This is a genomic window from Bdellovibrio bacteriovorus (genome assembly GCF_002208115.1).
Lineage (GTDB): Bacteria > Bdellovibrionota > Bdellovibrionia > Bdellovibrionales > Bdellovibrionaceae > Bdellovibrio > Bdellovibrio bacteriovorus_C.
The window spans coordinates 2,024,499-2,045,009 of sequence record NZ_CP020946.1; the positions used below are offsets into that span (position 1 = coordinate 2,024,499).

Sequence of the window (20,511 nt, forward strand, 5' to 3'; positions counted from 1 at the left end):
ATTAGCATGAAATTCGAACTGAAACAGCATTTTCAAATTGAATCGGCGCGATTCCTGCCTCACCTTCCGGCAAGCCATCCGTGCTCTCGTATGCACGGGCACAGCTTTAAACTGATTCTGACTCTGGTGGGCGATCTTGATCCCAAAATTGGCTGGGTGATCGATTACAACGACATCCAGGCCCTGATGAAGCCCTTCTTGGACCAGATTGATCATCGCGTTTTGAACGAAGTTCCGGGCCTTGAAAACCCGACTTCCGAACTTTTGGCAAAATGGCTGTATGACAAGGCCCGCCCGGTTCTGCCGACGCTGGTGAAAGTCACAGTGGCGGAAACTCCAGCCACCGAGTGCTCTTACCCTGTAATTTAAGCACCCCTCTGTCCCGGTGAAATCGCCCCATGAAATACTGGGGTCCATGCCGGGACTTCTGATTTTTCTTTTGATCCTGTTTCCATTTCATAGCTTCGCAGATCATCTGGATCTGCTGATCTATCGTGCGCCCGCCCCGCTAAACTGGCAAAGCCCCGGCCGCCTGGTGCGCAGTATGACCAAAAATCTGAGTGCTCAAGTCGATGGAAAAGACTATCCCCACCCGATTTCCCACGTGAACATCCGCCTGCAATGTGGCTGGGAAAAACCGGTCTATCGAGGCATGACTTCCATCAAGTCCAATGGCGCATATCTGTGGGATTTTCTGATGAAAGGCGTTTCCCTGGACACGATGCTGATCAACCAGACCGGACGCAGCTACACAGAACAAGAAATCCTGACTTGGTTGAAGCCTTTGACGGAAAAAGGTTATGTCCGACAGTTTCGATTGATTCTGAATTCAGACCAATGCACACGTCTGCGCCGTTATGTGGATCTTTACCAGTCCACGGGCTTAATCAACATTTACGGCGGACTGCGATCTGATCCCTTGCTGGGACAGGGTGCGGGATGCTCGGCCTTTGCGGCAAGTTTCTTGCGCGTTCTGGATCTGGATTCCACAAAATTACGTCAGGCCTGGCAGCGAACGTTGCGCATCCCTTTAGAGCTGTTGAGTGTTAAACACGAGCGGGCCCGCATCAGCTTCCTGGGATACCTGCGCGGCAAAGACCGCCCCTGGGCTTCGCCTCAAGAGCCCCACATCCTCTTGAAATTCTGGGATCCTGAAAAGATGTTTCACTGGGTCGGTGGTTCATATCGCGAATGGGACGTCCGAGACCATAACTCGCCGTCAAAGCCCCTTTTACCCTGGTCACGCGAGGTCTTTGAAAACACAGTGCAGTACCACTTCACCAACCGGCGCAGGCTTCTAACAAAAGAGGAGGTGCTTAACACCTCCTCTAAAACATGTCGTAATTTTCAAAAATGCCCGTAAATGAGTTTATGGATTTTTAATCAAATCCGCATTCACACGCACGGAAGGTCCCAGATTCATGTGACCTTCAAACTTCTGACGGAAGCTTGGAGGATACAACATCACCACGGTGGAACCCATGCGGAACATGCCCAGCTCGGATCCTTTGTGAACCGGGATCTCGGGGCTGTAGTGTTTATGCTCAAAGATATGAGGGCCTTTTTGATTGCCCCGGATTTTTTCATCAAAGCTCAGCACAATGTGACCGACGTTGGTGGCGCCAACAAAGACCACACCCACCGGGCCCAGATCCGTTTCAATCTCCACCAGCACGCGCTCGTTCACAGAGAACAAATCCGGAACGTTCGTGGTGCTCCACTCATTTACCGGCCACAATTCACCTGGCATGTAGCGCACATCGGTGATGTTGCCTTCCACCGGGGAATGCACACGGTGATAGTCCGTCGGGCAAAGATAGTAGGTCATAAAGAAGCCGCCCGCCCACTTTTTGTCGCAGTCCGGGTCTTGCGTGAAATCCTTCAGCTTGTAAGTCAGACCCTTGGCCTGAATCAGAGTGCCGTTATCAATCGCCGCAGCCTGAGTGATTTTACTGTCTGCCGGATGAACCGCCCAGCCCGTGCCCACAGGACGAATGCCTGCTTTCAGGCGGCGAACGAAGAACTCGCCAATGGAAGGATACTGGTCATAGGACTTTTCAGCCTCGGCCAGATCGATGTTATAAAGCCACGCAAAGCCCCGGATGGACAGGCGTGCCCACAAAGAAGGCCCCTTCCAGTGCATAAAGTGACCGACCCAGCGGCTAAGACGACGTTTTGGTAGAATTCTGGTAATTGCTGACATAGAAATCTTTATATCTGCAATAGACCCCTTTGTCACCTAAAGGACTTTCTAGTACAGTGTATTGAAATCAGACCCTAATTTGGACCCTAAAAAGGTCCCGGAGGCAGAATGTCCAAGATTATTCAAAATCTTGAAATCCCTATTGATAAAGACCTTGAAGAAAAGCTGCAGTGGCTTGTCCCTGAACATGGTCCTTACCGCATTCTGCGCCAATCCGTGGATGCCCGTCGCTCGCACTCCCCGCATTTCGTTTATACCGTTGAGGTCGCCGAAAAAGGCGAGACTTTACAGCTGCCAGAATTCAAGCTGGAGAAAACTGAAAATCCCAAAGAAAAACCCCTGATCGTCGGCACAGGTCCGGCGGGTCTGTTTGCGGCTTTGCGTTTTGTGGAAAGAGGCGTTCCGTGCGTGCTGTTTGAGCGCGGCTCTGACAGTGGCGAACGCATCAAAGGGATCAATCAATACTGGCGCTATGGCAAACTCGACCCGCGCAATAACGTTTGCTTCGGCGAAGGTGGGGCCGGTCTTTATTCTGACGGCAAGCTGATCACCCGTATCAAGTCCCCGCACATCCCTTATGTGATGAACCGTCTGGTGCAGTTCGGTGCCCCGGAAGAAATCCAGTGGCTATCAAATCCGCACGTGGGTTCAGACCGTATACGCCGGGTCATTCCGAAACTGCGTGAATTCCTGCGCGCCAATGGTTGTGAAATTCATTTCAACACCCAGGTCACCGAAGTTCTGACAGAAGGCACGCAAGTGGTGGGCGTGCGCACCGAACACGGCACTGAGTTCAGATCCCCGCACGTGGTGATGGCGACGGGCCACTCTGCCGAAGACATGATCAATCACCTGCGTGATATCGGTGTAAAACTGGATGGCAAATCCTTTGCCATGGGCCTTCGTGTGGAACACTCCCAAGCGTCCATCAATAAAATTCAATACCGCCAGTTCTCGGAACATCCCAAGCTGGGTGCTGCCAACTATAAACTGGCCCACCACGATAACAAGACCGGCATCGGGGTTTACTCTTTCTGTATGTGCCCGGGTGGTTACGTTCTTTCTTCCGGCACTGAAGCCGACGGCATCGTCTGCAACGGGATGAGCAACTACAACCGCAATTCTCCGTATGCCAATGCGGCGATCGTGGTCAGCATTGATCACGACAAAAACTTTGGTGATGATGTGTTCGGAGGCATGAAAATGCGCCGGGAACTTGAAACCCGCGCCTTTAATTCGGTTGTGGCTGCGGGAGGAACACGTGAACTTCCTGCGCAGAACCTGATGGACTTCCTGCAAGGAACAAACTCCAAGACAGGTCCACGCCCTTTGCGCCCGGGTTCTTCCCCATCGGGAGCATTGAACATTCGTCTGGACGAGCTGCTGCCCAAGAACATGGTGACTCGCCTGCGTGAAGGCTTTGAAAAATTCCAAGGCAGCATGAAGGGCTTTTTGACCGAAGACGCTCAAGTGTACGGAATCGAGTCCCGCACCAGTTGCCCGGTTCGCGTGACCCGTGACGATGAAACCTTGGAAAGCGTATCACACAAAGGTCTTTACCCCGCAGGTGAAGGCGCGGGTTACGCCGGCGGAATCACCTCTGCCGCCTGCGACGGCATCCGCATCGCCGAAAAAATCATCGCCCAACTATAAAAGCTATTCCCAAAAGGTATTCCCAAAAGGTGCCTGGTGACTTTTTCTTATGCGCTTCAGCAAAAGTAAGCAGGTACCTTTTGGGCATTTTGGGTTGGCTTGATGATTGCAAACTCCTTCGATTGTCCAAATTGGAGGAGGAAACATGCACTTTAAACCACTAATCGGAGCCATTGTGACTCTGATAATCGGAGTCACTGCTTCTGCAGCTCCGACCGAGAAGACCCAAGACCTGCTGACCCGCACATCTGACACCGCACTGACTGTTCGCGGTGAACTTTCCAAAAACGTCTATCGCCAGGAACCTTATCAGGACAATTACACCGAGAAAGTTCCCTATCAGGCTGAAGAAACCTATTATGTAGACGTTCCTTATCAGACCACTGAGACCTACTACGAACAGGTTCCTTACACGGAGCGTGTTTCCTATACCGACTATGAGGAATACTGGGACTCTGAATACCAGTGTCGCAACGTCACTAAATATCGTCAGGAATGTTCCAACGAAAGACTGTGTGAGCCTGGTGGCCGCACCTGCCAACCGATCACGGAGTGTGGCACCAACGCCCGCGGCGAGCGCATCTGCAAAACCCGCAACGAATGCACCGACGGACCTCGTGTTTGCCGTGATGTTCCTTCCTGCCGTCAGGTTCCATACACCGACCGTGAATGCGGATACGAGCGCGTTCGCAAAACTCGCACGGTGACCAAATGGCGTGATGAAGTTCGCTATCGCCAAGAACAGCGCACTCGCACCGTGACCAAGTACCGTTCCGAGGCCCGCACCCGCACTGTCACCAAGTACCGTGACGAAGTTCGCTGCTGCGTGACTCGTTACCGTGATGTGTTTGATCATCAGTACACTCAACCAGTGGCTGTGATCTTCCCTCAGGAAGCAGCTTTGCTGGCAGGCGAAAAAGAAACCGTTCAGGTTGTTCTGCGTGGCACTGAAGCAGCTCCGGAAGTTCAGATTAAAGTGAACTCTTCGATCTTTGCCTACGAGATTGCTGAAGTTCGTCAGGATGGTCGTGAAAAAGTCTTCGTTCTTAAAACATCCCCGAAATGGAACGAAACCAACGCCGGAACAAAAACCGTTGTTGGCCTGAAATTGCAGTTCAATAAAGGTCAGGGACAGATTCTGTTCACAGAAACCGTGGCCGCTCCTCGTGTGACTTCCGTGTATACTTTGGAAGTTCGCGATCAGCAAAGCCAGGCCGTGTTGTTTGAACAGCGCCTGCAATCCACCGAAGCCAAGGCTTTTGCAGTGGCAGCTCCGGGCCTGGCTCGTGAAGGCAAGTACACGGTGCAACTGCATGTTGAACGCCATGGCGCCAACATTGCGTCGGGCGCATTGAGCTTTGACCAGACCGTCAGCTACGAGAAAAAAGAGCTGGATCAGGACGAGGTTCAGTCTTTGAAGAGTTCTGCCCTGGTTCAACTGGTTCGCATTGATGGAGCGGGCGCCGAACGCGTGGTGATCATCCGCGATCAGACCGCCGCTTTGGAAGAGGTTCAGTCCCAGTACAAACTGGTTGTGTGGAAAAAGCTTTCCAGCGGCAAACTTGAATGGCTGGCGGAAAAGAACTTCACTCGTGAAGCCATCACTTTGGCCAATGGCGAGCTGGGCATTGCCCTGAAAGCCATCCCGGTGAATCCGGCGGCAGGCACGAAGCTTTACATGGACCTTGTGGTTCGTCGTGACAGCGCTCAGTACCTGGGTTCTCAAAAAGTTCAATTTATCGTGAATAAAACCTTCTAACGGTCCTGAAGGTTACGGCCCCGTTCCTCCACCTATGGGAACGGGGCCGTTTTTATTTCAGGACTGATCTTCCACATATTCCATCAAGTTCCTCTGACAACACGCGGTCCCGATTTTACAGTGAACACTCCCAAGGAGGCTTCATGCATATTATCTGGACCATCATCATCGGTTTCATCGTGGGTCTTGTGGCCAAATTCCTGATGCCTGGCAAAGACCGGGGTGGCTTTATTCTAACGACTATTTTGGGGATCATCGGCGCCGTGGTCGGAACCTACGTCGGCAGCGCTCTGGGGTGGTATCAAGAGGGCGAAGGAGCCGGCTTTATTGCCTCGGTTTTGGGGGCGATGATTGTTCTTTTCCTAGCCCGCATGTTGGCCAAACGCTAGACCTTTTCATCTCAAAACAAGACAAACACTCTGGTTAGACCCTTGGGAAGAAGGAAGATCGGGGCTTTCCACAAACACTCAACAATTGTGGCTTTAAATTTATGATGAGTGGAATGAATTTTCATCCGATACTCTTCATGAAGGTGTTTCAGCCATGAACAAAAGTGCATTAATCAAAGCTTCAATCTTCGGCGTTACAGTTGCGGTGATCCTAAGCCTGATTTCGCTTTTGTTTATGAACCGTTTCATGAATATTCAGGGCGCAAGATTCCGTGATGATTTCCTAAGATTCTATGCTTCCTCCATCGAACAAAAACTTCACAAAGTTCCACTGGATCAGGTTTCTCGGCAAAAAGACCTGCTGCGCATGGATCGTGATTTCCGTCCGCCAATGGGTCCACCACCTCCCAACGGTCCGATGATGGGGCCTCCACCACCAATGGGAGGAATGATGCCGCCACCTCCTCCTCCGCGAGGAGATGACCATCGTCCCCGTCCTCCTTTCAAAGGACCCGGACCGGGGCCTGGTGGTCACCGTCCCCCGCACATGGATATGGACGCCTGGGTTGTGAATTCTCAAGGACAGGTATTGATCTATAAGAAATCACCAACTCTGGCCCAAAACTGGGACGAACTGCCGCGCCCGAAAACCAGCAAAGAGATCCTGACAACAGAGAACTTCTTCCGCATTGGCAATCCAACAATCGTAATCAGATTGGACACCGAGGCCGAACTTTATCTGGTGATCAAAGAACCTGCCCGTCCGATGCTGGGAAATCTGATCATCACTCAGGCTGTACTGACGGCGGCGATGATCGTGATTGCCTTGATTCTGGCCATCGCCGCGATCTTTTTCTATATGCGCAAGAAATCCCTGGAAGCCCGCTCGGTCCTGCGCCGACTGGAAGAGGGCGATCTTAAAGCGCGCTTTGAAATTCACCGTCTGGATGAATTCGGCGGTTTGATGCTGGACTTCAACCGCATGGCCGAAGAAATCGAAAAACTGGTGGGCCGTATCCACGCCACCGAAAGAACCCGCAAACAATTGCTGCAGGAAATGGGTCATGATCTGCGCACGCCGCTGACCAGTTTAAAAACTTCGTTTGAGACCTTGCAGATCCATCACGACAAGCTGTCAGCGGAAAAACGCGGCGAACTGTTTGATGTCCTGATTCGTGAAATTGACTACTTCAAGGATCTGATTGAACAACTGATGACCATTGCGTCTTTGGATGAACCGCACTTCAAGGCCAGCACCGAACGCATTGACGTGATGAACCTGTTGACCCAGGAAGTGCGCCATCGCCAGCACAGCGACACGAAAATCAAATGGAGTCTTGAAGGCGGCACCGTGCCTCCGGTTCTGGGTGACAGCCACCTGATTCAGCGCCTGATCCGCAACGGTCTTGAAAATGCCGAGCGTTATGCGGACTCCACCGTGGATGTGCGTATTCATGAAGGCACTGATTCATTGACCATTGAGATTTCCGATAACGGACAAGGGCTGGATGCCGAAGCCCTCAAGAGCTTCGGTCAGCGCCGCGAATTCCGCGGCAGAAAAATAACCAAGAACGGACACTTCTCTTTGGGACTGGGTTCTGTGATCATGAAAGCCATCACCGATCTTCACAACGGAACCCTGACAATCGAAAACAATACCACCAACGGTGAAATCAAGGGTGCCACCCTGAAAATCACCCTGCCCACTTCCAAATAAAAAAAGCCACCCGTTAAAGGTGGCTCAAAAAGGTTCAGATGCGAGGCGGAGGCGGATCCTCGCAGCGCAGGCGTGCTTCAAGCACGTCGTAGCGAGAAGGTCCACCGACAACGAAGTCAGATGGACCTTTTTCAGCCGCCGACTACAGATTTCTTCTGTATTGGCCGCCGACTTCGTATAACGCCTGAGTCATTTGATATAGACTGCAGTATCTTGCAGCTGTCATCAGAGCGCCGAAGATGTTGCCGCCGCTGAGGACGGTGTCTTTCAGATTCTGCAACGACTTGGCACCTTCGGAGGCATGATCTTCCTGGTACTTGTGGACGTTATCCAACTGAGCGTTTTTCTCTTCGTAAGACGCGCGCGCCAGTTCAATCTTTGGTGGAACGTAATCGGCCGCCATCGTTTTAGGATCAATGAAGGTGTTTACACCAATGATCGGCAACGTGCCATCATGTTTCAGGCGCTCATAGTACAGGGACTCTTCCTGGATTTTGGAACGCTGGTACTGCGTTTCCATTGCACCCAGAACACCACCGCGTTCGTTGATTTTCTTAAATTCATTCAAGACCGCTTCTTCAACCAGGTCCGTCAGCTCGTCGATGAAGAATGAACCCTGCATTGGGTTTTCATTCATGGTCATGCCGAATTCACGGTTAATAATCAGCTGAATCGCCATCGCACGACGAACAGATTCTTCCGTCGGAGTGGTGATCGCTTCATCGTAGGCGTTCGTGTGCAAGCTGTTGCAGTTGTCATAAAGAGCAATCAATGCCTGCAAAGTTGTGCGGATGTCATTAAAGTCAATTTCCTGCGCATGCAGGGAACGACCCGACGTCTGAATGTGGTACTTCAACTTCTGAGAACGATCGTTACCCTTATACAGGTCACGCATCGCCACAGCCCAGATACGACGAGCCACACGGCCCAATACGGAATATTCCGGATCTAGACCGTTAGAGAAGAAGAAGGACAGATTCGGAGCAAAGTCGTCCACTTTCAAACCGCGCGCCAGATAGTATTCAACAAACGTGAAACCATTGGACAGCGTGAAGGCCAACTGAGAAATCGGATTCGCGCCCGCTTCCGCAATGTGGTACCCGGAGATACTGACAGAGTAGAAGTTACGGATCTTGCTGCGAACGAAGTATTCCTGAATATCGCCCATCATCTTCAAGGCGAAGTTGATAGAGAAGATGCAAGTGTTCTGACCCTGGTCTTCCTTCAGGATGTCCGCCTGAACCGTCCCACGCACCTGTTGCAGAGTCCAGACAGCCAGATCATTCCATTCGCTTTCAGTCAGCTTGCGACCCAGTTCTTTTTCTTTCTTTTCAACCTGCTGATCGATAGCAGTATTGAAATAGAAGGCCAGAATCATGGGTGCCGGGCCATTGATAGTCATGGATACAGATGTATTTGGATTGATCAGATCAAAACCCGCATACAACTTTTTCATGTCGTTCAAAGTACAGATACTAACACCAGACTCCCCGACTTTACCGAAGATATCCGGACGCTGATCTGGATCCTGACCGTACAAGGTCACGGAATCAAATGCCGTGGAAAGACGGTGTGCCGTCTCGCCTTTTGTAAGGTAATGGAAACGACGATTCGTGCGCTCAGGAGTTCCTTCGCCCGCGAACATGCGCTTCGGATCTTCATCGGCGCGTTTTAGCTGGAACACACCGGCCGTGAACGGGAATTCCCCCGGCACGTTTTCAAGTTTCAGATAACGGAAGCGATCGCCCCAGTCTTTGAACTTAGGAACCACCACACGGCGGATTTTCGTGCCGGACAGGGATTCACGCACCATTGGTTGACGCAGTTCTTTGTCACGGACTTTGAACACCAGTTCATCACCGGAATAGGTCTTGATCAGACCCTCGAAGTTTTTCAGTTGATCCAGTTCTTCCGCAGTGAACTCAGAGCTTAAGTCCGCTTCCACTTTTTTCACAGTGGCAGGATCTGCGTTCAATAAAGGCGCGACTTTTTGCAAGCCACCCAATTGGGATGCTTTTTCCGCCAGAGTTTCTGTGCGCTTTTTGTATTTATGAATTGTCGAAGTGATTTCCGCCAAATAGTTCTGACGGTCTGCCGGGATGATCACATGCTCTTCCGCAGACAGGATGTTGTTCTTGTACTGGGCATTGACAACCCATTTGCCCGGCTGCTTGCTTTCCAGGATGTCAGCCAAACGGAAGAACAATTTATTCACACCGCCATCATTGAACTGGGAGGCTTGAGTCAAGAAGACCGGAACCTCGACCTTTTCATCAAAGATCTTGCGAGAACGTTTGTATTGTTTGGTCACATCACGAAGAGCATCCAGCGCCCCACGACGGTCGGCTTTATTCACCGCCACCAGGTCCGCGAAGTCGATCATGTCAATCTTCTCTAACTGTGATTGCGCTCCGAAATCAGAGGTCATCACATACATGGACATATCACTGACTTCGGTGATCGCCATATTCCCCTGACCGATACCAGAGGTTTCAGCGATGACGAAATCAAAGTCCAGTTGACGGATGAATTTCAGAATGTCCGGCAAAGAAGAAGCGATCTCGCGGCCTGAACCACGGGACGCCACCGAGCGCATGAACACGCGGTTGCGGGACAAAGAGTTCATACGAATACGATCCCCCAGCAGGGAACCACCGGTTTTGCGCTTGGACGGATCCACGCACACCACGGCGATTTTCTTGTCTGGATATGCATTCAGGTATCTTTGCACCATTTCATCGATCAAAGAGGACTTACCCGCACCACCCGTTCCGGTGATACCCAGAACCAGAGGTTCTTTGTTGGCTTTGAAGGATTCCAGCCCAAAAGCGTTCAAAGAGAAATCCTTGTGACCGTTTTCAATCGCGGTCAAAGCCACACCCAGTTCCACCGAAGGAACGGTGTCGCCGTTAAAGATGTTCTTTTTGGTTTTGAATTCTTTTTGCTTTTCCAGCAGGTCGAAATCACAACCCTTGATGATCATTTCGATCATGCCCTCAAGACCCATGCGACGACCGTCTTCCGGGTGGAAGATCTGGGCGATGCCATAGGCCTCAAGTTCTTTTTTCTCGTCAAAGACAATCACACCGCCGCCGCCGCCGTAGATTTTCACGTAACCGGCACCGGCTTCATCCAGAAGATCCTTCATGTACTTGAAGTACTCCATGTGGCCCCCTTGATAGGAGCTGATGCAGACGCCCTGGGCGCCTTCCTGCAACACGGCCTTCACCACATCACTCACCGAGCGGTTGTGCCCCAGGTGAATGACTTCCGCACCCATATCCTGAAGGATACGGCGCATGATATTGATGCTGGCGTCATGGCCGTCAAACAGAGCGGCTGCAGTGACAATTCGGATCGGATTCTTCGGTGTGTATGCCATATGTCTTATCGACCTTTAAATTCAGCTTTGCGTTTCTCGATGAAGGCACCTGTGCCTTCTTTAACGTCTTCAGAAGTGAAAAGTTCCGCAAAGATTCTTGCTTCATTTTTCTGCGCTTCTTCAACGTCCATGTCCCAAGCCTGATTGATAGAGAACTTCGCAGAACCCACGGCAATCGGCGCTTTGGCCAAAATAGCTTCAACAGTTTTCATCACAGTGTTCATCAGTTCCGCCTGAGGAACGACTTTGTTCACCAGGCCGCAAGTCAAGGCTTCAGCCGCCGTGATCATGCCACCTGTATAGGTCAATTCACGCGCACGACGGGAACCCACGGCACGCGCCATACGAACCGTCCCGCCGAAGCCTGGGATCAATCCCAAAGAGACTTCCGGCAAACCGAATTTCGCATTTTCAGCGGCATAGATGAAATCACAACCCAGCGCCAGTTCACAGCCGCCACCCAGAGCAAAGCCATTCACCGCTGCGATCACCGGGATTTTCAAAAGTGTCAGTTCATGGAAGATGCTCTGACCACGCTGAGCAAAGACCAGCGCCTTTTCTTCGTCCAGATCATGGATTTCCTTGATGTCAGCACCCGCCACGAAAGCTTTTTCACCAGCCCCCGTGATGATCAATGCGCGGGCATCAGCATAGTCCATCTCACCGATCTGACGAAGGGCTTCACCCATTTCATTCAAAACCGTGGAGTTCAGGGCGTTCAAAGATTCCGGACGATTGATCGTCAGAACCCAAACACCGTGTGTTTTTTGTTCCAGAAGAATTGTTTTATAGTTGCTTGCCATTATCAGACCTCAATTACTTTGCAGAGTAGTCGTAGAAACCACGACCTGTTTTGCGACCCAACCAGCCGGCTTCAACGTATTTCACCAGCAGCGGGCACGGACGGTACTTGGAATCACCCAGACCATCATGCAGAACGTTCATGATCGCAAGGCAAGTATCCAAACCGATGAAGTCAGCCAAAGTCAAAGGACCCATAGGCTGGTTCGTTCCCAATTTCATCGCATTGTCGATAGCGTCCACGGAAGCAATACCCTCGTGAAGAGTGTAAACAGCTTCGTTGATCATCGGCATAAGAATGCGGTTCACGATAAAGCCCGGCATGTCTTTCACGGACTCTACGAAAACTTTGTCCATTTTTTCAGCCAGAGATTTAACAATGGCGAAAGTTTCATCGGAAGTCTGAAGACCACGGATGCCTTCCACAAGTTTCATCAACGGAACAGGATTCATGAAGTGCATACCCGCCACTTTTGTTGGACGTTTGGTCACGCCGGCAATTTTAGTGATGGAGATGGAAGATGTATTGGACACCAACAATGCTTCCGGTTTTACGGTCGCGTCCAGGTCCTTGAAGATCTTGAGTTTCAGGTCGATATTTTCAGTCGCAGCTTCGATCACGATATCGCAATCTTTCAAACCCGCCGTTTCCTGAGCGGTCTTGATACGACCCAACAGAGTGGTCTTATCAGCCTCAGTCATAGCACCTTTTTTGATGATACGATCACAGCTTGCGGAAATAGTCGCGATCCCTTTTTCAAGAGCTGCGCCGCTCACGTCCATCATGATGACGTTAAAACCAAAGTTTGCCGCCACTTGTGCGATGCCATTACCCATCTGTCCTGCGCCTACGACGCCGATCGTTTTGATATTCATTTATCACTCCGCGTTAATATGTATTTAAAACAGCCTGATTTAGATACTTTACTTTAGGCCAGAGGTCAAAACTTCTGGCCTTGAGAGCACCGAGCCTAAAGCCTCAAAATAGAACGATGCGGTCAGCCTTTTTTCTCTCGTTGTCGTTCATTTTCAGCTCTCCCAGCACTTTTGCGGCCTTAGCCACGGATGCATCGAAAGCCGTGTCGTTTTATCGCAGTAAAACCAGCGCTTTTCCCTCTGGCCAGGTGAGTCGAACATCTCTGGAAAACTCTCTTCGTCGCACCGAGATGGAGGCCTCATTCACCGTCTCTTGGGACCGAAAGAGCTATTCTCTTTCGGGGGATCGCCTGATTCGCGACATTCAAGTAGCCCGCTTCGTGGAAACCCGCAGCCCGGTGACCTTGCTCAGCCTGAATCGCAGTGACTCTTCCCTGGTGAAATCCGTTCCCGGAGGTCATCAACTGGAACTTCTGGAGTGTGACGATTACTGGGCGCGAGTGAAAGAAAGAAATTCAACCACGCAAGGCTGGCTGCCTTTGCATCTGCTGACCACACGTCATGACGATCCCGGCGTGTACATGAATCTGATCGACACTTATGTGCGCACCGAGCCTTCCAGTTTCGGAAAAGTCCTGACCACATTGCCACGCCTGAAACGCGTGATTCCACTGGAAGTGACCGCGAGCTTTTTGAAAATCCAATACAACGGCAAAGTGGGCTTTGTCGACATCACGCATTTTGTGAACCGCGCCGACTTTGCGACTTTGGCTTATCATCCGAAGAAAAACTGGATGACCGTGGCGTTTAGAAACAACAACAAGATCCTGACCAAAAAAGGTGAAAACGTCGACATGTCCGAGGTGCTGGGGTATGTGACCAGCCCTTTGCGTGCGATTGTAATCCGCCCGGATTCCACCAGCTACGGCCCACCCCTGCGCGCCCGCGTGGAGATTCAAAAACCCGAAGCCGTCATCTGGGGTATCAGCCGCGTCGATGGTCACGGCGACGTCTGGTGGAAAAAAACAGATTTGCTGCTGCCGCAAAACCCAGTGGTGGAACCTTCCAAACAAATCCTGACCGACACGCTTTTAAAGCGCGAAATCTATTCCATCGCCTTTGAAAGCAAAACCTCGGTGCGTGGTTTGGTGTCGTCGGAAGGAATTTATCGCACAGATGATGGCCTGACCTGGACCGCGATTCCACAGTTTGGAAAACAGAATTATCCCGTCAGCATTCACCCCAGTGGTGTGTGGTTTGTGGGATCTTTCAAGTCCACGAATCAGGGAAAAAGTTTTGAGCCCTTCATCCGCTGGGACAAACTGGCCCAAGCCATTGAATCCTCCTATCACCGCAATCCAAAAATCCTGCGCCTGACGCAGATTGAAGCTCTGCCCAATTCACAGATTCAAATTTCTGTGGACACCGGAAGCTCGCGCGTGAAACTGCGCAGTTCTTTGGAAGGCACAACCTGGAATGTGGTTCGCAACTAAAAAAAGCCCCTAACGATAATCCCACAAAAGGGATTCAGGGGCTTCTTTCACTTCGCCGGTTTTATTTAGCAAAAAGCCCTCAGCAAAGACCTTCCCGACGCCGCCCAAAGAAATAAAATTTGGAAACTTCCACGTTGAATAATAGGCCTGAATCACCAACAGGGATTCTTCCTGCGGCAGACGATCGTGAAACACAGTCATCAGGACTTCGCGACCGTTGATTTCCATAATTTCGCTGTGATCCAGAGGGAAACTTTTCAAGAATACGGGATCAGAGGACTTCAAAGCCTCCAGCTTTTCCAAAAGAATACGACAGACTTCCTGCACTTGCGGATCTTTGCTTTTGTTATCACGACAAGAGGCCGACCCCAGCGCCAGACGGAATTTGCTCATGACCACAGCTTTCCTGTGCACATCTGATAGAACATTTTAAAATCCCCACGCAAAGACCACAAAGGGTGTTTAAACGTCGCAGGACGGTTTTTCTCGACAACAAAGTGACCAACCCAGGCAAAGCCATAGCCAATCACCGGAAGTCCCCACAGCAGGCTCCATTGCTTTGAGAACAAGGCCGCTAGAATCAGCAGATGCACCAGCAGTGTTCCGGCGAAATGCAGACGACGGTTGAAGGGGTTGGAATGTTCCTGCAGATAAAAAGGCCAGAACTCCTGAAAGCTTTTCACCCAAACCCCCGCTTGGAAATTGAAAATTCGAAATTGGACGTTAGAAGTTGTCCACTGCGAAATAAGGCTCCATCATTTTGCGAACCTTTTCCTGCAGCACGGGACGATCTTCAATAGTGTATCCTTCGGTGCTGACCGGAGGAAGAACCTCCAGCGTGATTGTGCGACTCCACACGCCCCAGTTTGGAACAAGCTGCCCTTTGGACATGATCGCAGCAGCGCCTTTCACAACGACCGGCACAATCGGCGCCTTGGCGCTGATGGCGAAGATGAACGGACCGGACTTGAAAGGCCCCAGAGTTTCGGTTTTCTGGCGCGTGCCTTCCGGCGCCAATGCAAAACGCTCTCCGGCTTTGATGCGGGCTTCGGCGGCCTGATAGACTTTGAAAACCTCGTCACGGCGATTTCTGGCGATGGGCAAAATGCCGGCGCGTCTCATGCCGGCGCCAAACACCGGAATGCTGAAAAGTTCAATTTTTGCCCCGAAACGGAAAGATCCCAACCAGCCGTTCATGGCAAAGATGTCGAAGAAGCTGGTGTGGTTAAAGACGTACAGGAAGCCGCCTTCGGGACGGTTTTCCAGGCCTTTGACTTCCACTTTGACGTTGAACATGCGACAGCAGTTGCGGGTCCAGAACTCGACGATGTGGTCTTCCAGCTTGCGGTTGTTAAACAGAATATTGCAGATGACCATCGCCGCAGAACACAGCACCGTGTGAATCGGCAGCAGAAGCGCACCCAGCAAAGAACGAGGATATGAAAGAAGTTTTAAAAACATAATTAACCTGGATCCGGGAACAGACGCTTTCTGGCGGCCGTTCGTTGACGTTCCTTATAAGCCTGATGTTCACTGGGACCGGACAAAATACGGTCGTGAGCGGACTTGTCCATGATCTGAACCTCGAACGGATAGAAGAAGCTGAAAGCCTCTTTGCCCCCTTGAGGTTTGATATGAATCAGCTTACGGGAAATGAATTTGATAAATTTATAATCCTGCCCAGAAAAGAAATTCTCTTTGCGCAGGAACTTGGCGTTGTCGCCCTCTTCGATCAGCTTTTGATCGAAGGCCTCTTGAATGCTCTTTTCATCCAGAGTGTCCAGACGATGGGAAAGATCGTCACACACACTCATAAACAGATTCACCGGGTAAAGATTGTTCGAGCTTTGATCCGGCATGATGTGCGGGAAGCTGATGATATCCTCTTTGATCAGGAAGCGCACGACCTGGAAGGAATCAAACAGATTGCGGGTCACAAAGCGAACACCCAGCTTGTCAAAGATCTTCATCGCCAAAGCGTCAGGCTTTGCCAGAAGTTTGATCACGGTGCTGGAAGATGTTTTGAACGGCTTGACTTCAAAACCCATCAGCTCGACCTGATCCAATTGATCGGTGGGACTTTTCATAAACGTGCGATGGGTGTTTCCGTCATGCAAAATACAGTTCTGGAACGGGGTCAGAATCTGGGACTGGATTTCTTCAGAGAATGAACTGAACAGGTCATTTTCAGCATGCACAAAGACGTGCATGCAGCGGATGATCGCACAGGCCCAGCGCTGCAGTTGCTGTTCTTCCGGGTTCTGAGAGCTTGCAAAAATCAAAAGCTGGCGGATGTCGCCCAGTTTTTTACGATCCCGGAAAACTTCCGGAAGGTCCGTGTCCTGAAAACCCAGCTTTTCCAGCATTAACACCAAAGCACGACGGTGGAAGTACCACAGTCTTTCCAGGTCATCTTCGCGGGTGATATCAAAGCCATAGCTTAAAAGGAAGGAACTGGCAGCCTCGAGGGTGTGAATATTCAGCCTTGGGATATCGATGGCTGAATGTCCTCCGACAACGGAGTCTAAAATGGATGATTCGAAAATGAAACGTTGAGGCATTCCCCTATCTTCAAACTCGATAGGGGGTGAAGCAAGACGCGGCGCTTATTTGATCAAGGAACAAGCATACATGCGGAAGCTGCCCAGAGTACCGCTGGTTGGCTGGTAACCAGCAACCGCTGTGTAGTTCTGGTAGTATACAGTGCCTTCGGCGATGCTGTTATCGTAAGCACCTTGGAAGATGATCTCACCATAACCGTCTCTGAACTTAACCTGGAATTGACGCGTGTTGCGATCAATCATGCCCTCAGAAGCCTGAGAGAAGGACACAGAGTAAGGCTGGATCACCTGACCGTTGTAGACCTGATTCGCATAAGAGTCGAAGATCTTGATCAACATATTGGATTCAGCCGCAACCAGGCTGCCCGCGCTGTCAAACTTGAAGGTCGCAAACAGATCCACACCGGTTCTGTCGTTGATGTTACCACTTACAGAGCCCAATGATTGTGGGTCCAAAGTAGCGGAAACAAAGTTCTTCACCTGAGTTTCGAATTGAGGGGAAGCATACTGATCAAAGATTTTACCGGCGGAGGAAGTACCGCAAGTACCACTTGCCGTCGTTCCACCCTGACTGACACCACCACCAGAAGTTGTTCCGGTGTTGGTTGTGCGGCCTGCGACGCGAACAGAGCTGCTATCCTTCTTGGCACATGCACTGAGGGAAAGAACCGCCAGCAGCAGAACACCCAGCATTTTATTTTTAAAGATAGAGTTTGTCATAATCGCCTCCTACATATCCCTAAGGCAAGAGGTGGACCAGCCGTGCCAATGCTATATTGGATCTGGCACCCATTTTTCGTTTCGCGCTGATACGAAGAAGCCAAGGGCGCCATTTCCGGGAATCAGGCGCAAAAACTTTCGACAGTCCCCGGACCGCGTCTCGCTTTGAGACAAATAAAAAAGGCCGGCGCAATGCCGGCCTTTTTTGGGAAGTCACTCTATATATAGAGGCTATTGAATCTTGTTAAGGACGTTTAGAACTTCGATCTCCGCCTTCAACCAGGCCGCGGCTGCTGCATCCACCAGACCGCTGGTTAGCAGACGCTGTGGCAGTGTGTTCAAATTCGCCTCGGTCACAGGATCCAAAGACGGATCAATTTCAGTCAAAAGACCTGCGATCTTTTGCAACTGTTCAGAGCGGGCTTTCGCCACACGCAAAGTCATATCAAAGCGCAAACCTTGGGAAGACAACAGCTTGCCGAAGTAAGCCTTTTCATCGGCCTTCAGCCAGGAATACGGCAAAGTCACCTCTTTGGAAAGCCCCGGGCCCAGTTTCACAACAATCGTGCCCGTCGCCGCCTGAGCCAGATCCAGATACAGCGCCGTCAGAGATTCCGCTTCAGATTCGTCCAGCAGATTCTGACCCAGCACCGAGGTCACGACGGATTTCGCGCCATTGGCGTCTTCCACCACTTCGTTCATTTTTGGCAAAAGCGCTGCGCCAGCCACAAGCAGAACCTTGTCATTCACCGGACGAATGCTGTCCATGAACTTCAGGATCTTTCGTTGTTGAGCATCGCTCAGAGCATACTCACGCCCCCCCAGAGTTTTCCCCTGAGCCAGGTAAGGAGCGGCTTTCAGCTCATCAATCTGCTGATCCAGCCACTTCATATTGATGTTGCCGTTTTTATCACGCATCAACCCGTTCAACAAAGCGGCATAACCGCCCGCCTCTTTTAGGGAGGCCGCACGCTCTTTCATCAACTGTTCATCCAGCCCCAGACGCGCATACATGATCTTGCCGGTTTTCACCGCCGCCAAAGAGGCAAAGCTGGCTGCCGGCTGGCTGGCCTTGGTGCTGTCAAACAGAACCTGAGAAACAAAGGACAGATCGATATTGGCACGGCCCCATTTTACGGTATCAGCCAAAACCGCATCCAGATCACGAACCACACTCGGCTTGTCCGCCGGATACATGCGTCCGATGATAGAGGCAAAAAGAACTTTCACCAGATCATCACGCTCATCCACCGCATCCAGATACTTGCGCAGCAATGGGTTGTTGCCAGCATCAAAACGCTCACAGCCATAAATCTGCAAACCTTGAGAGTTCGCCACGGCGATATCGTCATCCGTGCAATAAAGGCTGACTTTTTCATCCAAAGCGGTGTTGTTATCAGAATAGGCCCAGTCCATCGCCATCTTGTCATAAGAAAGCGCCGCATACTTGATACGGCCCGACATCAGGATGTCATCGATACCACTGACATAGTCCATGATACTGGTGGAAGTTTCCAGGCCCTGGTGATTGGGATCACGCAGGTAAGTTTTTGCCGACTCATAGATTTCCTGAGTGGACACTTTCGCAGACGAAGAACCCGCAAAGTTATGGCGCAGTCCCAGCGCATGTCCCAGTTCGTGAGCCACTGTCGCACGCACGCTGTCCTGAGCCAGTCTGAGGCGTTGAGAATCCCCCGCTTCACGGGCGATTTTGTTTAACGCATTCAAGGACTCCGTCAGATCACAGGCAATGGCCCCTGCTGCCACCACCGGCACATCACCATTGAGTTTCACCAGATCAGCCGAGCCCACCGACGTGAACACAGAAGGCATAAACACCTGAGCGCGCAAAAGCTCGCCCGTCAATGGATCGGACTGACCAATTGCATAGGCCGCTCCGGAATCAAGCCAGGGAATCCAGCGCACGATGATGCTGCGATCTTCCGGTTTGGCGTCCACAGGAACACCGGTCACCACTTGAATCACATCACGGCCAAAGACTTTGTTCCAGTAAAGCGCCCCTTCGGTCACCGCGGCCAGATAGTCCTCCGGAACCGCTTCAGAAATGCGCACCTTGATCGGGCCCTTTTCAGGGGAAATATCCCACTTGGTGATCAGATTCGTCATTTCCTTGCTGTAGCCCAGCTTACGGTATTTGGTAACGAAGAAACCCACACGGCGTGAGCTGTCGTATTCTTTGGCCTTGAAGTTCTTGGAAAGATCATAGGCGCGGATCTGAATGTTCATATTCAGAGTTTCTTCGCGCGGCTCGTGATTCAGGGATTTGTCAGAACCGACCTTGATGTTGTCGCTGCGGATCTTGGACAACTGATTCAGCTCGATGTTCTTTTCATCAAACTTGATCCCGGTCACAAAAGAGTCAATCACCGGCAAAGACGCCAATGAGCTGTCGGTCAGATCCACATTTCCACGAGGTGCATCAACGTCATAGGAACGCTGAAGGACAAAACTTTTAAGGCCCTGTCCCCAATCAAACGTGATGGATGTTGCGTCTTCCGAGATCACTTCGAAGCTCTGAATCAGATTCACGGTGCGGATTTCAGAATAAATGCTGTTGTAGTTTTCGCCGATCAAAGCCAGGCGGTTGCCGGACTTTTCAAAGCTCACCACCAAAGGTTTCAAGTCGTACCACTGTGGCGTCATCCCGGAAGTGATACCGGAAGCCATCAGCAGGAAGATCTTACCCAAAGAGCTTTTTTGAATGGTCACGCAGGAAGCCTGTTTGCACGCGGCATTTGCCGGGATGTCAGCGGGGTTACTGAAGGTGCTCAGAGAGTTTGCCGGAGCCTGCTTAGCCTGGATGATTTGATCCAGAGGCTTTGCCTCGAACTGGGTGCAGGCGGAAAGAAGCGTCGAAGAAAGCAATGCGCCCACAACCAGGATGTTCTTATTAACTGCCATGAATGGCCCCCCTAAAACTGATGCATTTAATTTCA

The 20,511-nt window shown here is 51.1% G+C and carries 17 protein-coding genes; 7 read left to right on the top strand and 10 right to left on the bottom strand.

The window, feature by feature from the left end:
* Positions 1-6 precede the first annotated feature (6 nt).
* Both queD and B9G79_RS09775 read left to right on the top strand, forming a co-directional pair.
* Complete coding sequence (queD, locus tag B9G79_RS09770) at positions 7-369, top strand: 6-carboxytetrahydropterin synthase QueD (RefSeq protein ID WP_088565348.1); 363 nt, start codon at positions 7-9, stop codon at positions 367-369.
* A gap of 46 nt (positions 370-415) precedes the next feature.
* Positions 416-1,363: a hypothetical protein gene (locus B9G79_RS09775; protein ID WP_088565349.1), complete on the top strand. Its 948-nt coding sequence runs from the start codon at positions 416-418 to the stop codon at positions 1,361-1,363.
* Between the two features lie 6 nt (positions 1,364-1,369).
* On the opposite strand, the gene asd is transcribed toward B9G79_RS09775, so the two are convergent.
* Positions 1,370-2,203, bottom strand: coding sequence for an archaetidylserine decarboxylase (gene asd, locus B9G79_RS09780; protein ID WP_232468530.1), 834 nt, complete (start codon positions 2,201-2,203; stop codon positions 1,370-1,372).
* Positions 2,204-2,311: 108 nt separating this feature from the next.
* Between asd and B9G79_RS09785 the strand changes: the two genes are divergently transcribed.
* From B9G79_RS09785 to B9G79_RS09800, 4 genes are all read left to right on the top strand, one after another.
* Positions 2,312-3,856, top strand: a complete 1,545-nt coding sequence (locus tag B9G79_RS09785; protein ID WP_088565351.1) for an NAD(P)/FAD-dependent oxidoreductase — start codon at positions 2,312-2,314, stop codon at positions 3,854-3,856.
* Positions 3,857-4,001: 145 nt separating this feature from the next.
* A complete protein-coding gene (locus B9G79_RS09790) occupies positions 4,002-5,615 on the top strand; it encodes a hypothetical protein (RefSeq protein ID WP_088565352.1) in 1,614 nt (537 codons plus the stop codon).
* A 143-nt stretch (positions 5,616-5,758) separates the two neighbouring features.
* The gene (locus B9G79_RS09795; protein ID WP_088565353.1) at positions 5,759-6,004 is read left to right on the top strand and encodes a GlsB/YeaQ/YmgE family stress response membrane protein; all 246 of its coding nucleotides are present in this window, start codon (positions 5,759-5,761) and stop codon (positions 6,002-6,004) included.
* A gap of 154 nt (positions 6,005-6,158) precedes the next feature.
* Entirely contained in the window at positions 6,159-7,721 is a 1,563-nt protein-coding gene (locus tag B9G79_RS09800) for a HAMP domain-containing sensor histidine kinase (protein WP_232468532.1), read from the top strand.
* Between the two features lie 142 nt (positions 7,722-7,863).
* Here B9G79_RS09800 and icmF read toward each other — a convergent pair whose 3' ends face one another.
* The 3 genes from icmF to B9G79_RS09815 are packed head-to-tail and all read right to left on the bottom strand — an operon-like array spanning position 7,864 to position 12,780.
* A complete protein-coding gene (gene icmF, locus B9G79_RS09805) occupies positions 7,864-11,103 on the bottom strand; it encodes a fused isobutyryl-CoA mutase/GTPase IcmF (RefSeq protein WP_088565354.1) in 3,240 nt (1,079 codons plus the stop codon).
* Positions 11,104-11,108: 5 nt separating this feature from the next.
* Positions 11,109-11,906, bottom strand: coding sequence for an enoyl-CoA hydratase/isomerase family protein (locus B9G79_RS09810; protein ID WP_088565355.1), 798 nt, complete (start codon positions 11,904-11,906; stop codon positions 11,109-11,111).
* A gap of 13 nt (positions 11,907-11,919) precedes the next feature.
* The gene (locus B9G79_RS09815) at positions 11,920-12,780 is read right to left on the bottom strand and encodes a 3-hydroxybutyryl-CoA dehydrogenase (RefSeq protein ID WP_088565356.1); all 861 of its coding nucleotides are present in this window, start codon (positions 12,778-12,780) and stop codon (positions 11,920-11,922) included.
* A 248-nt stretch (positions 12,781-13,028) separates the two neighbouring features.
* Here B9G79_RS09815 and B9G79_RS09820 point away from each other — a divergent pair, with 248 nt between their 5' ends.
* On the top strand, positions 13,029-14,273 hold the full coding sequence (locus tag B9G79_RS09820) for an SH3 domain-containing protein (RefSeq protein ID WP_232468533.1): 1,245 nt from the start codon (positions 13,029-13,031) through the stop codon (positions 14,271-14,273).
* A 9-nt stretch (positions 14,274-14,282) separates the two neighbouring features.
* Here B9G79_RS09820 and B9G79_RS09825 read toward each other — a convergent pair whose 3' ends face one another.
* The 6 genes from B9G79_RS09825 to B9G79_RS09850 all read right to left on the bottom strand — a co-directional run bounded on the left by B9G79_RS09825 (position 14,283) and on the right by B9G79_RS09850 (position 20,476).
* Positions 14,283-14,666: a hypothetical protein gene (locus B9G79_RS09825; protein ID WP_088565358.1), complete on the bottom strand. Its 384-nt coding sequence runs from the start codon at positions 14,664-14,666 to the stop codon at positions 14,283-14,285.
* A complete protein-coding gene (locus tag B9G79_RS09830; RefSeq protein WP_088565359.1) occupies positions 14,663-14,956 on the bottom strand; it encodes a DUF962 domain-containing protein in 294 nt (97 codons plus the stop codon). The genes B9G79_RS09825 and B9G79_RS09830 overlap by 4 nt, the downstream gene beginning before the upstream one ends.
* A gap of 40 nt (positions 14,957-14,996) precedes the next feature.
* The gene (locus B9G79_RS09835) at positions 14,997-15,734 is read right to left on the bottom strand and encodes a lysophospholipid acyltransferase family protein (protein ID WP_011164304.1); all 738 of its coding nucleotides are present in this window, start codon (positions 15,732-15,734) and stop codon (positions 14,997-14,999) included.
* Between the two features lie 2 nt (positions 15,735-15,736).
* Entirely contained in the window at positions 15,737-16,834 is a 1,098-nt protein-coding gene (locus B9G79_RS09840; RefSeq protein WP_088565360.1) for a TIGR04552 family protein, read from the bottom strand.
* Between the two features lie 45 nt (positions 16,835-16,879).
* A complete protein-coding gene (locus B9G79_RS09845; RefSeq protein WP_088565361.1) occupies positions 16,880-17,554 on the bottom strand; it encodes a hypothetical protein in 675 nt (224 codons plus the stop codon).
* 231 nt (positions 17,555-17,785) lie between these two features.
* Entirely contained in the window at positions 17,786-20,476 is a 2,691-nt protein-coding gene (locus tag B9G79_RS09850) for a zinc-dependent metalloprotease (protein ID WP_088565362.1), read from the bottom strand.
* Between the last annotated feature and the right edge of the window lie 35 nt (positions 20,477-20,511).